This window comes from Streptomyces polyrhachis, assembly GCF_042663125.1.
GTDB classification, from domain to species: domain Bacteria; phylum Actinomycetota; class Actinomycetes; order Streptomycetales; family Streptomycetaceae; genus Streptomyces; species Streptomyces polyrhachii.
Map to the genome: position 1 here is coordinate 24,116 of NZ_JBHSZO010000008.1, position 13,528 is coordinate 37,643.

The 13,528-nt window shown below is 72.7% G+C and carries 12 protein-coding genes; 8 read left to right on the top strand and 4 right to left on the bottom strand.

Going from position 1 to position 13,528, the window contains the following annotated elements:
- Nucleotides 1–12: 12 nt before the first annotated feature.
- A complete protein-coding gene (locus ACFQLX_RS07090) occupies nucleotides 13–630 on the bottom strand; it encodes a GAP family protein (protein ID WP_386413177.1) in 618 nt (205 codons plus the stop codon).
- A gap of 231 nt (nucleotides 631–861) precedes the next feature.
- Between ACFQLX_RS07090 and ACFQLX_RS07095 the strand changes: the two genes are divergently transcribed.
- The 3 genes from ACFQLX_RS07095 to ACFQLX_RS07105 all read left to right on the top strand — a co-directional run bounded on the left by ACFQLX_RS07095 (nucleotide 862) and on the right by ACFQLX_RS07105 (nucleotide 3,262).
- Nucleotides 862–1,083, top strand: a complete 222-nt coding sequence (locus ACFQLX_RS07095; protein WP_386413178.1) for a hypothetical protein — start codon at nucleotides 862–864, stop codon at nucleotides 1,081–1,083.
- A gap of 502 nt (nucleotides 1,084–1,585) precedes the next feature.
- Nucleotides 1,586–2,737: a magnesium and cobalt transport protein CorA gene (locus tag ACFQLX_RS07100; protein ID WP_386413179.1), complete on the top strand. Its 1,152-nt coding sequence runs from the start codon at nucleotides 1,586–1,588 to the stop codon at nucleotides 2,735–2,737.
- A gap of 162 nt (nucleotides 2,738–2,899) precedes the next feature.
- Nucleotides 2,900–3,262 carry a hypothetical protein gene (locus ACFQLX_RS07105; protein WP_386413181.1) on the top strand — a complete coding sequence of 121 codons (363 nt, stop codon included), beginning with the start codon at nucleotides 2,900–2,902 and terminating at the stop codon, nucleotides 3,260–3,262.
- Nucleotides 3,263–3,357: 95 nt separating this feature from the next.
- Here the strand turns inward: ACFQLX_RS07105 and ACFQLX_RS07110 are convergent, their stop codons facing one another.
- Together ACFQLX_RS07110 and ACFQLX_RS07115 are read right to left on the bottom strand one after the other, a co-directional pair.
- The gene (locus ACFQLX_RS07110; RefSeq protein ID WP_386413182.1) at nucleotides 3,358–3,981 is read right to left on the bottom strand and encodes an MBL fold metallo-hydrolase; all 624 of its coding nucleotides are present in this window, start codon (nucleotides 3,979–3,981) and stop codon (nucleotides 3,358–3,360) included.
- Complete coding sequence (locus ACFQLX_RS07115; protein WP_386413186.1) at nucleotides 3,978–5,063, bottom strand: S-(hydroxymethyl)mycothiol dehydrogenase; 1,086 nt, start codon at nucleotides 5,061–5,063, stop codon at nucleotides 3,978–3,980. The genes ACFQLX_RS07110 and ACFQLX_RS07115 overlap by 4 nt, the downstream gene beginning before the upstream one ends.
- 236 nt (nucleotides 5,064–5,299) lie before the next feature.
- Between ACFQLX_RS07115 and ACFQLX_RS07120 the strand changes: the two genes are divergently transcribed.
- The 3 genes from ACFQLX_RS07120 (at nucleotide 5,300) to ACFQLX_RS07130 (ending at nucleotide 9,623) form a co-directional block, all read left to right on the top strand.
- Nucleotides 5,300–7,852 carry a polysaccharide lyase family 8 super-sandwich domain-containing protein gene (locus ACFQLX_RS07120; RefSeq protein ID WP_386413187.1) on the top strand — a complete coding sequence of 851 codons (2,553 nt, stop codon included), beginning with the start codon at nucleotides 5,300–5,302 and terminating at the stop codon, nucleotides 7,850–7,852.
- Nucleotides 7,853–7,975: 123 nt separating this feature from the next.
- The gene (locus tag ACFQLX_RS07125; RefSeq protein WP_386413188.1) at nucleotides 7,976–8,572 is read left to right on the top strand and encodes a TMEM165/GDT1 family protein; all 597 of its coding nucleotides are present in this window, start codon (nucleotides 7,976–7,978) and stop codon (nucleotides 8,570–8,572) included.
- A gap of 181 nt (nucleotides 8,573–8,753) precedes the next feature.
- Nucleotides 8,754–9,623 carry an SGNH/GDSL hydrolase family protein gene (locus ACFQLX_RS07130; RefSeq protein WP_386413189.1) on the top strand — a complete coding sequence of 290 codons (870 nt, stop codon included), beginning with the start codon at nucleotides 8,754–8,756 and terminating at the stop codon, nucleotides 9,621–9,623.
- Between the two features lie 67 nt (nucleotides 9,624–9,690).
- On the opposite strand, the gene ACFQLX_RS07135 is transcribed toward ACFQLX_RS07130, so the two are convergent.
- A complete protein-coding gene (locus ACFQLX_RS07135) occupies nucleotides 9,691–10,875 on the bottom strand; it encodes an MFS transporter (RefSeq protein WP_386413190.1) in 1,185 nt (394 codons plus the stop codon).
- Between the two features lie 105 nt (nucleotides 10,876–10,980).
- Between ACFQLX_RS07135 and ACFQLX_RS07140 the strand changes: the two genes are divergently transcribed.
- On the top strand, nucleotides 10,981–11,973 hold the full coding sequence (locus tag ACFQLX_RS07140; protein WP_386413192.1) for an ArsR/SmtB family transcription factor: 993 nt from the start codon (nucleotides 10,981–10,983) through the stop codon (nucleotides 11,971–11,973).
- 196 nt (nucleotides 11,974–12,169) lie between these two features.
- The gene (gene clpX / locus ACFQLX_RS07145; protein ID WP_386413193.1) at nucleotides 12,170–13,447 is read left to right on the top strand and encodes an ATP-dependent Clp protease ATP-binding subunit ClpX; all 1,278 of its coding nucleotides are present in this window, start codon (nucleotides 12,170–12,172) and stop codon (nucleotides 13,445–13,447) included.
- Nucleotides 13,448–13,528 lie beyond the last annotated feature (81 nt).

Below are 13,528 nucleotides of genomic sequence, written 5' to 3' on the forward strand. Positions count from 1 at the left end.
GGGGCGGGTGCGCTACCCCGCGAGGTTGCCGGCCGTGATGCCGACGAAGAACAGGATGACGATCTCGCTGACGACCCACGAGTGCGTGTTCATCCAGTCGCGGACCTTCGGCAGGAACTCCTGCCCCCGGCGGCCGAACAGCAGGAGCAGGAGCACGGGCAGCGCCAGGAACAGCAGGGTGAGCAGGACGAAGGGCAGCAGGTGCCACCACGGGTCGTCGTGGCTCGCCAGATAGGCGCCGACGGCCCACGAGGTGAGGATGTCGGTCGGGAACAGGCTCAGCAGCAGGAAGCCGAGCCGGAACGAGAACCTCGGGCTCGCCGTCGCCAGCTTGCCCATCCAGGCCGGCGGCTTCGAGTCCTTGCGCTTGAGGAAGGTGTAGAGCGCCGCGGCGGCCAGCAGGACCAGGATCGCGATGCTCATGGCGTCGTTCGACGCCCCCGCCTTGGAGACGCCCGAACCCACGAAGTACGCGATCGTGACGACCAGGGTGACGGCCAGAGCCGCACCGGCGAGGTACGCGGCCGAGTTGCGGCGCCAGTTCTCGCTCGTCGCGAGGAAGACCGCGCTGAGGATCTGCGGACCGGCGATCATCACGAACGCCATCGGAAGGATCTTCACCAGGTCCACGACCGAGCCGCCTTCCAGGAGTTTTCCGCTGTCCCGTCGACGCTAGCCGCGCGGGCGACGGACCGCCCAGTCCCGCTCGGCCGAACGTGGCGCACCGCTGCCGGGCCCGTCGGCGTACCGCCCGCCCCGGGGCGGGCGGCGGGTCCTTCGGCGTCACCGCGGGTCTCGTCCGGGTCTCGTAGTGGACACGGAGGGCCGCAGGAGGGGCCCGGCGGGCGCATACTGGAGGCAATGTCAAAGCCATCCGCGCCGAAGCGCCACTTGCCCACCAGTCCCTTCAAGGCCCCGGTGACGCCGCCCCCCAAGCTGTTCGCCGTGGGCGACAAGGTCACACACGACATGTACGGACTCGGCCGAGTGATCGACGTCGAGGACGGGATCGCGGTGTTCGTCGACTTCGGTTCGACGCGTGAGCGGATCCTGAGCCCGTACAGCAAGATGAGCAAGCTGTAGGAGCCGCCGTGCCCGGTCGCGGGCACCGCGGGTCCCTCCTGACCCTCTGGCGAACGGAAGCCCTCCCATCGACCTGACCTCGCTGTTCTCCGCTCCGGAAGGAACGCCCCGCTCCTCCGGCGCGGCCTCGCCGCCGGCGACGACGACCCCCTTCCAGGCTCCGGACTTCGGGGAGGACGAGACCTTCCTGAGCGAGGATGCGCAGGCATCCTTCCCGGGCTTCCCGGATTCACCGGATTCACCGGACTTCCCGGACTTCCCGGACACGGGTACGGCGCTGCGCCGGGCGCGCTAGCGGGTCCGCCCCGGGCGGCGGCCTCACGGCGGCCGGGCGGCGCGGATGGACCAAGGGCCCCGACCGGTGCGCCGGCCGGGGCCCTCGCATGCGCATCCCCGGCCGGGAGTGCGCCGGCCCGGCTCGCCCGGCCTGGGGAAGGATCTCCGCGGCCACCCCTGCCACTACTGTGAGAGCGCCCTGACTGCCGATCCGGAAAGGGGCAGCATGTCCGACTGGCGCTCGCGTACGCTCCGGCCCGCCAAGCGGCCCGCCCACGGGCCCGCCGAGAACGGCGAGGCCGTCCCCGAGCACGAGATGGAGCCCCGGACCGCGCCCGAGCCGCCCCGCGCCGAGTCCAGCGTGGTCGACGCCGCGCTCTACCGCGACGGGGTGCGGATCGAGTCGCCGGCCACGCTCGCCGAGGCGTACCGCTCGCTGCCGCGCGAGCCGGACGGCACCATGGGCTGGATCGGCCTCTACCGGCCGACCGAGGAGCAGCTCCTCGACGCCGCCGAGGCGTTCGGGCTGCACGAGCTGGCCGTCGAGGACGCGGTCGTCGCCCACCAGCGGCCCAAGCTGGAGCGCTACGACGACACGCTGTTCGCGGTGCTGCGCCCCGCGCGCTATCTGGACGACGTGGAGGAGGTCGACTTCGGCGAGATCCACGTCTTCGTCGGCCCCGGTTTCGTCCTCACCCTCCGGCACAGCCAGTCCCCGGACCTGGGCCGGGTGCGCCAGCGGCTGGAGGCCGACCCCGAGCTGCTGGCGCTGGGTCCGGAGGCGGTGCTGTACGCCATCCTGGACTCCGTCGTGGACGGCTACGCCCCCGTGATCGCCGGGCTGCAGAACGACATCGACGAGATCGAGACGCAGGTCTTCAGCGGCGACCCGGGCGCCTCGCGCCGTATCTACGAACTCTCGCGCGAGGTCGTGGAGTTCCAGCGCGCCACCCGGCCGCTGCTGGACATCCTCGCCGGGCTGCAGGCCGGCTTCGAGAAGTACGGCACGGACGAGGAGCTGCAGCGCTATCTGCGCGACGTCGCCGACCACGCCACCACGGTGGTCGAGCGCGTGGGCGGCTTCCGCCAGGCGCTCACCGACATGCTGCAGGTGAACGCGACGCTGGTGACGCAGGCGCAGAACGAGGAGATGAAGGCGCTGGCGAAGGCGTCCAACGCGCAGAACGACGAGATCAAGAAGATCTCCTCCTGGGCGGCGATCCTCTTCGCGCCGACGCTGATCGGCACCGTCTACGGCATGAACTTCGACCATATGCCGGAGCTGCACTGGCAGTTGGGCTATCCGTTCGCCATCCTGCTGATGGCGGCGGTGTGCGCGATCCTCTACCTGGTCTTCAAACGGCGCGACTGGCTGTGAGGGGGCGCCGCGGGGGCCGGACCGGACCTCGTGGAGTGCTGCGATCACGTCTCGATCCGGGGGCTCGCTGGATCGCGTTCCCTTTGCTCGGTCATACTTTCGGGTTTGGGCGGCCGGGTGCGGTGGGTGTCGGCCGATGGGACTACGTCAGCGGGGGTTTCGATGGCCGACCTGCATGTCACCGCGGAGCGGCTCGCCGCCGTTCTGTGGCGGGAGCACACTCTTTATCGCGAGCGTGACGGCGGTGTCGTCATCCGTGCGCCGCATATCGGGCGGTGGATCAGTCTGCGGGTGCGGGGGCGTGACACCGTCCAGGTGCGGGCCGGGCGGCTGCTCGACGGGGGGACGACCGCGCCCGCGCGGGCCGAGGGCATCGCGCGGGTCGGGGAGGACGTGTCCGAACTGGCCGCCCTCTGCCGGAGGTTGCTCGCCGAGGCCACGCAGGACGCCGCCGTGCCGCGCCCGGCGTATCCCTCGGCGGGCGCGGAACGGCGGCGGTGGTGGCGGCTCGGGCGGTCCCGCTGAGGGGCGCCCCCGCAACCCCGCCTCGGTGAGACCGCGCGGGACGCTGCTCCCCGCACCGCCTCGGTGAGACCGCGCGGGGCGCCCCCCGTACCCCCTCAGTGGCCGCGTGCCACCCACGCCTCGTAGTCGGCAAACTCCGCGCCGATCGTCGTCTCCTCGCCGTGGCCCGGCAGTACGCGGGTGTGGGCGGGCAGCGTCAGTACGCGCTCGCGGAGTGAGTCGAGGATCGTCGGGAACGAGGAGAACGAGCGGCCCGTCGCCCCCGGCCCGCCCCGGAAGAGCGTGTCGCCGGAGAAGAGCGTGTCCAGGGCCGGGGCGTAGAGGCAGACCGCGCCCGGGGCGTGGCCCGGGGTGTGCAGGACGCGCAGCTCGACGCCGCCCGCCGTCAGCACGTCGCCGTCGGCCAGTTCGCGGTCGGGGGCGCGGCCCGGGTGGACCGTGTCCCACAGCATCCGGTCGCCCGGGTGCAGGTGCACCGGCGCGCCGAAGCGGTCGGCCAGCGCCACCGCCGCGTTGACGTGGTCGTTGTGGCCGTGCGTGCAGACGATCCCGGCCAGGGTGCGGTCGCCGACCGCCTCCGCGATGGCGTCGGCGTCGTGCGCGGCGTCCACCACCACGACCTCGCGCTCGTCGCCGATCAGCCAGACGTTGTTGTCGACGTCGAAGTCCTGGCCGTCCAGGGAGAAGACGCCCGAGGTGACGAGGTGTTCGATGCTCACAGCTCCACCACCGTACGCAGCACGTCGCCGCGGTGCATCCGGGCGAACGCCTCCTCCACCCCGTCCAGCCCCACCGTCCCGGTGACGAAGGCGTCCAGGGGCAGGCGGCCCTGGAGGTGGAGGTCGATCAGTACGGGGAAGTCGCGCGAGGGCAGGCAGTCGCCGTACCAGGAGGACTTCAGCGCGCCGCCGCGGCCGAAGACGTCCAGCAGCGGCAGCTCCACCTTCATCTCGGGGGTGGGCACTCCGACGAGGACGACCGTCCCGGCCAGGTCGCGTGCGTAGAACGCCTGCTGGTACGTCTCCGGGCGCCCGACGGCCTCGATCACCACATCGGCGCCGTGCCCGCCGGTGAGCTCCCGGACGGCCTCGACGGGGTCCTGCGTACGGGAGTTGACGGTGTGGGTGGCGCCCAGCGTGCGGGCGAGGGCCAGCTTGTCGTCGTCGATGTCGACGGCGATGATCCGGCCCGCGCCGGCCAGCTTCGCGCCCGCCACGGCGGCGCAGCCCACGCCGCCGCAGCCGATCACGGCGACGCTGTCGCCGCGGCCCACCCCGCCGGTGTTCACGGCCGCGCCCAGTCCGGCCATGACGCCGCAGCCGAGCAGGCCGGCCGCCGCGGGGGAGGCGGCGGGGTCGACCTTGGTGCACTGGCCGGCCGCCACCAGGGTCTTCTCGGCGAACGCGCCGATGCCCAGCGCGGGCGTCAGCTCCGTACCGTCGGTGAGGGTCATGCGCTGCTTCGCGTTGTGGGTGTCGAAGCAGTACCAGGGCCGCCCGCGCGTGCAGGCCCGGCACCGTCCGCACACCGCACGCCAGTTGAGGACGACGAAGTCGCCCGGCGCCACCTCGGTGACCCCCTCGCCCACCGACTCCACCACGCCGGCGGCCTCGTGGCCGAGCAGGAAGGGGAAGTCGTCGCTGATGCCGCCCTCGCGGTAGTGCAGGTCGGTGTGGCACACGCCGCACGCCTGGACCTCCACCACCACCTCCCCGGGCCCGGGGTCCGGCACGACGATCGTCACGGTCTCCACCGGCTCGCCCTTGGCGCGGGCGATGACGGCTCGTACTTCCTGGGGCATGGGCGGGGGCCTTTCGCTCGGGGCGCGCGGGCGGGTGTGCGGACTGCGGGCGCGCGTCACCGGGCCCACGGTAGCGGCCGCGCGCCTGCGGGGCCGTGCCGATCGGCCCGCAGCCCGACTCCCGTACGGCAGAGGGGATTCGGCAGCGTGGACCGAGCGGTGCGCAAGCGCTTGCCACCCCCCTCCCCCTCTGCTTGACTCCGCCCCATCGGATCACGGCCGACCGGGGAGGCCCCATGGAACTCACGCGCAGGCGTCTGCTCTCCCTGCTGTCGGCCGCCGGGCTGCTCGCCGTCGTGCCGCCGCGGTTCGCCACCGCCGCCGAGGGCGCCGCCGGGAGCGGGGCCGTGCTCGCCAACACCGTCGCCGTGCTCGCCGGGACCGCGCAGTCCAACGCGCGGGCGGAGGTCGCCGGGAAGCTGGCCGCCGTCGAGAAGGGCGCCCGCAGCGCCCTGGCCGCGATGGACCGGGCCGGGAGCGGCGAGGTCTTCGCGGGGCTGCCGCTGGGCAGCAGCGACGTCAACCTCACCACCACCTACCGCCAGCTCCACGACATCGCGCTGGCCACCCGTGTCCCCGGGGGCGCGCCGGACCTGGTCGGCAACGCCGCCGTCCAGACCCGGGTGCTGGAGCGGCTCGACTGGCTGCACGGGCACGTCTACGGGGACCAGGCGGCCGGCTACTACGGCAACTGGTTCAACTGGGAGATCGGCATCCCCACCAGCGCCACGCGGACCCTCGTGCTGCTGGCCGATCAACTGGCTGCGTACAACGCCCAGTTGCTTCCCACCTACGTGGCCACCATGGACGCCTACCTCCGCAACGGCAGGGACGGCGACGTCGACCTCGACTCGCGCTTCCACACCGGCGCCAACCTCGCCGACATCACCACCAACCGCATCCTCCAGGGCGCCCTGCTCGGCGCCGACGGCGAGGACCGCGTCCGCAAGGCGCTCACCGACCAGCTGACCGTCTTCGTCACCATCGACCCCTACCACCTCCAGCACGGCAACACCGACGGCCACTACGCCGACGGCTCCTTCGTCCAGCACCACTCCGTCGCCTACACCGGCAGCTACGGAAAGGCGCTGCTGACCCGCGTCGTCCAGACGCTCAAGTTCCTTGACGGCAGCGGCTATCTGGACGCCGCCGCGCTCGTCCCCGTGGTGCGGCGCTGGGTGCGCGAGGGCTTCGCACCGCTGGTCTTCGAGGGCTGGATGATGGAGATCGTCAAGGGGCGCGCCGTCTCCCGTACGACCACGGGCTACCAGGACGTCGCGGTGGTCGTCGAGGCCGTCGTGGACCTCGCCGGGCACTCCGAGGGCGAGGAGGCGGCGGCGCTCCAGGGCTGGGTGAAGTTCGTACGCGCCAACTCCCGGGCCCCACTGGACCCTTCGTCCTTCACCTCGCCGCTCAGCATCGTGCGCTACGCCGACATCCTCGCCGACGACACCGTCCCGGCCGCCGACCTCGGCGCCCCCGCCCGCAGCCTCGCCTTCAACGCGATGGACAGGACCGTGCACCGGCGCCCCGGCTGGGCCTTCGCGCTGGCGCGCAGCTCGGAGCGGATCAGCAGGTACGAGTACATGAGCGGCGAGAACCTGCGGCCCTGGTTCCAGGGCGACGGCGCCCACTACCTCTACCTCGCCGGCCAGGACCAGACCCAGGCGTACGGCGTCGACTACTACACCGCCGTCTCCCCCTACGCCCTCGCCGGCGTCACCGCCCCGGTCGAACAGCGGCGCACCGTACCGGAGTTGTACGGGACGGCCTGGTACGACAACCCCGGCCACCCGCTCGACTTCACCGCCTCCTCCACCTCGCAGAACACCTACGTCTACTTCCCGCGCGGCACCAACCGCCACTCCGGCGGCGTCACCCTCGACGCCTACGGCGCCGCCTCGATGGTGCAGTCCGACGACGTGGCCTGGGCCCGGCGCGACCTCCTGCCCGCCGACTTCCAGGTCTACCGCAACGCCACCGCCACCAAGTCCTGGTTCCTCCTCGACGAGGAGATCGTCGTCCTCGCGGCGGGGGTCGGCGACGCGGCAGGCCGCGCCGTCACCACCGCCGTCGACGCCCGTATCGCCGCCCCCACCGACCAGGTGGCCGTCACCGGCGCCCTCCCCGACGGCACCCCCTGGCCAGGACCGTCGGACAGCGCGCAGCACCCCCGCTGGCTGCGCTACGCCAACGCCACCCAGCGCACCGCCGTCGGCTACCTCTTCCTCTCCGGGCAGCCGGTGCGCGTCGAGGACGCCGTGGTCACCCGCAGCCGCCGCCTGGTACGCACCGCCAACCCCGACACCCCCGTCACCCGCCGCGTCCTGGGCCTGGCCCTCGACCAGCCGGCCGGGGCGCCCCCGGCCGCGTACGCCTACGCCCTGGTCCCGGGCGCCGGCGAGGCGCGGCTGCGCGCGTACGGGCCCGCGCACGGGGACGGCCCGCTGACCGTGCTGTCCAACACGGTGCGGCTGCAGGCGGTGAAGCACACGGGCCTGGGCCTGATTGGCGCCCAGTCCTTCGCCCCCGGCCGCCACGAGGCCGCCGGGATCTCGCTGGACGGACCGGCCTCGGTGCTGGTGCGCGAGGCGCGGGGGCGTACGACCGTCGCCGCCGCCGACCCGACGACGGACCGCGCCGAGCTGGCCGTGCTGCTGCGCGGCCGGTGGCTGGACGCGGTGTCGGCGGACGCGGGGGTGCGGGTGGAGCGGACCCGCGAGGGGACGCGGCTGGTCTTCGACGTGCGGGAGGCGTACGGGCGCAGCCTGCGGGCGGTGCTGGACTGAGCTGCGCCCTTACGGGGGGGTTGCCCGGGTCCGTACCCCTGGTGGTGCGATGCTGGACGCTGCCCCTGGCGCCGCGCCGCGCCCGCCGGACCGACGCACGCACAGCACAGAAGGCACCACCCCATGCACCTCGACCTCGTGGCGATCCTCACCGCCTTCGGGCTGATCTTCCTCGCCGAACTGCCCGACAAGACCATGTTCGCCTCGCTGGCGATGGGCACCCGGATGCGCCCGCTGTACGTCTGGTTCGGCACCTCGGCGGCGTTCGTCGTGCACGTCGCGATCGCGGTCGGCGCGGGCAGCCTCATCTCGCTGATGCCCGGCTGGATCGTGAAGCTGGTCTCGGCGGTGCTCTTCGCGCTGGGCGCGCTCTGGCTGCTGAAGGGCGGGGACGACGAGGCGGCGGACGAGGCGGCCGAGGGCGCGGGATCGCGTCAGGTCACCGGTTTCTGGCCGGTGTTCACCACCGCCTTCATGGCGGTCTTCATCAGCGAGTGGGGCGATCTGACGCAGATCACCACGGCCAACCTCGCCTCCCGGGGCCAGCCCTGGTCCACGGCGATCGGCGCGGCGGCGGCGCTGATGAGCGTCTCGGCGCTGGCGCTGCTCGCGGGGCGCTTCATCGCGGGGCGCGTACCGCTGCGTACGGTCCAGCGGATCGGCGCGGCGTGCATGGGGGCGCTGGCGGTGTGGTCGCTGGTGGAGGTCTTCACGGGGTGACGGGCCGGCGGGCGCGTGCATGCACCTGCCAACGAATTCGTGCGCGGAGTATTGCCCTGGACGTAACCGGTCAGTAACTTCGCTGTGACGTCAGCCCCACCGCACCAGCGCGCGAACCACCTGCTCCAGCACGGCCGTTGTACGGACCTCCCCCACCTCCGTCGGCTCCGAGGAGTTCCCGATGCCCTCTCGCGTACGTGCCCTGACCGCCGCCGCCGTGGCGACCGCGACCGCCGCCCTGTGCCTGGCGGTCCCCTCCGCCGCCCACGCCGCCGACCCGCTGGACTACACCGCCCTCGGCGACAGCTACAGCGCCGGCTCCGGCGTCCTCCCGCTGGACCCGGACGCCTCGCTGCTATGCCTGCGCACCAGCCGCAACTACCCGCACGTCATCGCCGCCCGCACCGGCGCCTCCCTCACGGACGCCACCTGCGGGGCCGCGCAGACCCGCCACTTCACGACCTCCCAGTACCCGGGCGTGGCACCGCAGCTGGACGCGGTGGACGCCGGCACCGACCTGGTCACCCTCACCATCGGCGGCAACGACAACAACACCTTCATCGGCGCCATCCTGGCCTGCGGCACGGTCGGCGTGCTGACCCTGGGCCACGGCAGCCCCTGCAAGGACCTCAACGGCGACACGTTCAAGAACCAGATCACCGCCGGCACCCTGCCCGCCCTGAAGGAGTCGCTGCGCGCGATCCGGGCCAAGGCACCCAACGCCCGGGTCGCCATCCTGGGCTACCCGTGGATCATGCCCGCCTCCTACGACTGGACCTGCTACGCCAAGATGCCCATCGCCCGCGGCGACGTGCCCTACCTGCGCGACCTCCAGGCCCATCTGAACGCCGCCGTCGCCCGGGCCGCCGCCGAGACGGGCGCGGTGTTCGTGGACCTGGCCGCCGCCTCCGAGGGCCGCGACGCCTGCGCGCCGTGGGGCAAGCGGTGGATCGAGCCGGTGCTCTTCGGCACCAACGTCGTCCCCGTCCACCCCAACGCGGCCGGTGAGGCGGCGATGGCGGACGAGGCGATGAAGGTGCTCGGGCTCTGAGAGCGGTCGGTACGACGGGAGGGGGGCGGCCCGCACGGGCCGCCCCCCTCCCGCTCATCCCCCGTGGTCACGCCGCCAGTTCGTGCGCCGCCCGCGCCGCGATCCGCCGCCCCAGGGCCGCCGTCGCCAGCGCCGTTCCCGCGCCGCCCACCAGCGCGGTCCACCAGAGCACCGAGGGGCCGGCGGTGGTGTAGAGCGCCACTCCGCCGGTCAGCGCGGTGAAGCGGGCCACGCCCCACACCCACTGGAAGGCGCCCTGGTAGCGGCCCCGGGCGTGCGCCGGCGCCAGCGAGGCCACCACGCTCGCGGCGATCCCGGCGACCACCACCTCGCCCAGCGACCAGACCACGACCGAGACCGTGTAGCCCGCCACGCCGTCCGCCAGACCGGTCAGCGCCACCCCGGCGGCGATCAGCACCCCGCCGGCCGCCTGGACGTACATCGGGGGCAGCGGGGCGAGCAGTGAGGTGGTGAAGGGCTGCAGGGCGACCACGAGGACCGCGTTGACCGCCGCCATCGCGCCGTACACGGCCGGGGAGAGGCCCGAGTCGTGGACGGCCAGCGGGAGGGCGACCTCGGTGAGCGAGTAGACGAAGAGCTGCACGCCCAGCAGCGGCAGCAGGACCAGCATCAGCCGGTCGCGCAGCACGACCCCGTAGCCCGCCCCACCGCCCGACTCGGCCTCGGCGCGCGGGGGTTCGCTGATGCGCACCGCCACGATCCCGGCGAAGAGGAGCATCGTCGCCGCGTCCACCGCGAAGAGCAGCCAGTACCCCTGGGCGGCGAGGAAGCCGCCCAGCACACCGGCCACGGCGGTGCCGATGTTCACCCCCCAGCCGAAGAGGGCGTAGGCGCGGCGCCGGGCCTCCCCGCTCACGCTGTCGGCCATCAGCGCGGCCGAGGCCGGACCGGCCAGCGAGCCCGCCGCGCTCACCGCGAACGCCGCCGCCGCCATCGACGCGACACCCGGCGCGAGGAAGAGCGCGCCCTGCGCGGCGGCGGCGCCGACCAGGCCGGTGAGCATCGTCGGGCGGCGGCCGAGTCGGTCGGCGAGCAGGCCGCCCAGGGCCGGGCCGAGCAGGTTGCCCGCGCCCAGCGCGCCCAGCACGACGGTGGTCGAGACGCCGGTCACGCCACGGTCGGCGAGGAAGAAGACGAGGAAGGGGGTCACCAGGTAGCCGAGCCGGTTGACGATGGTTCCGGCGAAGAGGGTCCAGACGGTCGCGGGCAGTGCGCGGTAGGAGGTGAGCATGTCCGTAAGAGTGATCCCTGGACCCGCCTGTGTTCGATTGATTAAGCTGGGGCCGAATCCAATGGGGTCGAATCCAACAGGGCCGAATCCAACGAGGGGGATCAGATGGACACCGAACTCGGCTTCTCCGCCGCCGACATGGCCCGTATCCGCTTCGCCGTCTCCCCCATGTGGGAGGTGCTGACCAGCTTCCGCCTGCTCACCGGCACGGACCGGCTGCCTGTGCACCGACGCTGGGCCGATCCGGTACGGGCCCGGCTGGCGGAGTCCGGCCTCGACCGGGGCTGGCTGGCCCTCCTCGCCCCGGCCGGCAGCTACGCCGCCGACCTGCTCACGCCGGCGCCGCAGACCTCCTTCCCCACCCTGGCGGCGGAGCTGGCGGCCGTTCGCGCCACCCAACCAGCGCAGGTGCGCCGCGAGTTGGGCATCCTCGCCGAATGGACTCCGGGGGTGGAGCGCACCGCGCGCTTCCGACTGCTGCACGCGGAGCCGTCGGCCGTACTGGAGAAGGTCACCGCCGAGATCGAGGCGTACTGGCAACTGGCCCTCGCCCCCTACTGGTCGCGCGTCCACGCCCTGCTGGAGGCCGACCTCTTCCACCGCGCCCGCCAGGCCGCCGAGCACGGCACCGGGCGGGTGCTGGGCGAGCTGCACGACTCGGTGAGCTGGGACGACGGCTCGCTGCGGCTGGTGCACCGGCACTGCGCGATGCCGCGCGGCGAGGACGGCTCCGGGCTCGTCCTGATCCCCACCGCCTTCGCCTGGTCGCGCGTCCTGACCGTCTCCGGCGCCCCCGGACCGCCCCAACTCGCCTATCCGGCACGCGGGATCGGCACCCTCTGGGAGCGGCGCCCCTGCGCGGTCGACGCGGTCGCCGGCGTCCTGGGCCGCTCGCGGGCGCTGCTGCTGGAGGAATTGGACACCCCGTCCTCCACCTCGCAGCTCGCCGGGCGCTTCGGCCTCTCGCCGGCCGGGGTCTCCCAGCACCTCACGGCGCTGCGCGACGCCGGGCTGGTCACCGCGCACCGCGCCGGGCGCTGGGTCCTCTACGCGCGCACCGCCGTGGCGGACTCGCTGCTGGCGCCGCAGGGTCTCTGACGTAGGTGCCTCTGACGTAGGTGTCTCTGACGTAGGCGGCTCTGACGTAGGGTCAACTGCGGTCGTACGAGCGCCAACCGCGCAGCTGCGGCGTGTCGGGGGCGGTGTGCTGCGACAGTTGGGAGATCGACGCCGCATGGCACCCGGGTGCCAGTGGCATGATGGAACGGCGAAGTCGAGGCTCGGGAGGGATTCCGTGGCACGGACCGGTGACGACGGCGGCCTGCTGTCCTGCGCGTTCTGCGCGAAGAGCCAGAAGAAGGTGCGCAAGCTGATCGCGGGGCCCGGCCACGTCTGCATCTGCGACGAGTGCGTCGAGCTGTGCAACGAGCTGATCGCCGAGGAGCTGGGGCCCGATCGGGGCGACGCCCCCGCGCAGGCGTCGGCGCCCGCGCCGCGCGAGATCCACACCTTCCTGTCCTCGTACGTCGTCGGGCAGGAGGAGGCCAAGAAGGCGCTCGCCGTCGCCGTCTACAACCACTACAAACGCGTCGGGTCCCTCGACTCCGAGCACCCGGTGGAGCTGGGCAAGTCCAACATCCTGCTCGCCGGGCCGACCGGCTGCGGCAAGACCCACCTCGTCCAGACGCTGGCCCGGATGCTGGGCGTGCCCTTCGCCATCGCGGACGCGACCGCGCTGACCGAGGCGGGGTACGTGGGGGAGGACGTGGAGAACATCCTGCTGCGGCTCATCCAGGCCGCCGACGGGGACGTGGCCCGGGCCGAGACGGGGATCATCTATCTGGACGAGTTCGACAAGATCGCCCGTAAGAGTGACAGCCGCTCCCTCACCCGTGATGTGTCCGGGGAGGGTGTGCAGCAGGCGCTGCTGAAGATGCTTGAGGGGTCCGTGGTCAACGTGCCGCCGCAGGGCGGGCGTAAGAGCGCGCAGAGCGAGTACGTCCAGATCGACACCACGCATGTGCTGTTCATCGTGGGCGGGGCGTTTGCCGGGCTCGATCAGATCGTCGAGGCCCGGGTGGGGCGGCGGGGGATCGGGTTCGGGGGCGGTGGGGATGTCGGCGGGGACGTCGGTGCTGAGGTCAGTCGGCGGGTGCAGCCCGATGATCTGCTGAAGTTCGGGTTGATTCCGGAGATCGTGGGGCGGTTGCCGGTGGTCACGGCGGTCGAGCCGCTGGATCGGGAGGCGTTGGTGCGGATTCTCACCGAGCCTCGTAACGCTCTGATCAAGCAGTACCAGAAGCTTTTTGAGCTTGATGGTGTGGTGTTGGAGTTCACTCGGGGTGCGGTCGAGGCTGTTGCCGAGCAGGCGTTGCTGCGGCGGACGGGGGCGCGGGCTGCGCGGGCTGTGCTGGAGGAGGTTCTTCAGCATTTGATGTACGAGGTGCCTAGCTGCGCGGACGTTGAACGGGTTGTGGTTGATCGGGAGTTGGTGCTGCAGAACGTCAATCCGACGCTTGTGCCCCGGCAGCGGGGGGTGGGTTCTCCCGAAGGGGAGCGGGATTCGGCGTAGGGGCGGGGCCTCTCCGCGACAACTCCGAAAAGCCATAGGGATTGACTGGCCATCGGTCGATTTGCTGCTCTGTCGGGGGCC

Coding starts and splice junctions, on each gene's coding strand:
- ACFQLX_RS07115 (WP_386413186.1), bottom strand. CDS start 5,063: ATGCCCCAGGAAGTACGAGCCGTCATCGCCCGCGCCAAGGGCGAGCCG.
- ACFQLX_RS07125 (WP_386413188.1), top strand. CDS start 7,976: ATGCACCTCGACCTCGTGGCGATCCTCACCGCCTTCGGGCTGATCTTC.
- ACFQLX_RS07100 (WP_386413179.1), top strand. CDS start 1,586: ATGTCCGACTGGCGCTCGCGTACGCTCCGGCCCGCCAAGCGGCCCGCC.
- ACFQLX_RS07120 (WP_386413187.1), top strand. CDS start 5,300: ATGGAACTCACGCGCAGGCGTCTGCTCTCCCTGCTGTCGGCCGCCGGG.
- ACFQLX_RS07105 (WP_386413181.1), top strand. CDS start 2,900: ATGGCCGACCTGCATGTCACCGCGGAGCGGCTCGCCGCCGTTCTGTGG.
- ACFQLX_RS07130 (WP_386413189.1), top strand. CDS start 8,754: ATGCCCTCTCGCGTACGTGCCCTGACCGCCGCCGCCGTGGCGACCGCG.
- ACFQLX_RS07095 (WP_386413178.1), top strand. CDS start 862: ATGTCAAAGCCATCCGCGCCGAAGCGCCACTTGCCCACCAGTCCCTTC.
- ACFQLX_RS07135 (WP_386413190.1), bottom strand. CDS start 10,875: ATGCTCACCTCCTACCGCGCACTGCCCGCGACCGTCTGGACCCTCTTC.
- ACFQLX_RS07140 (WP_386413192.1), top strand. CDS start 10,981: ATGGACACCGAACTCGGCTTCTCCGCCGCCGACATGGCCCGTATCCGC.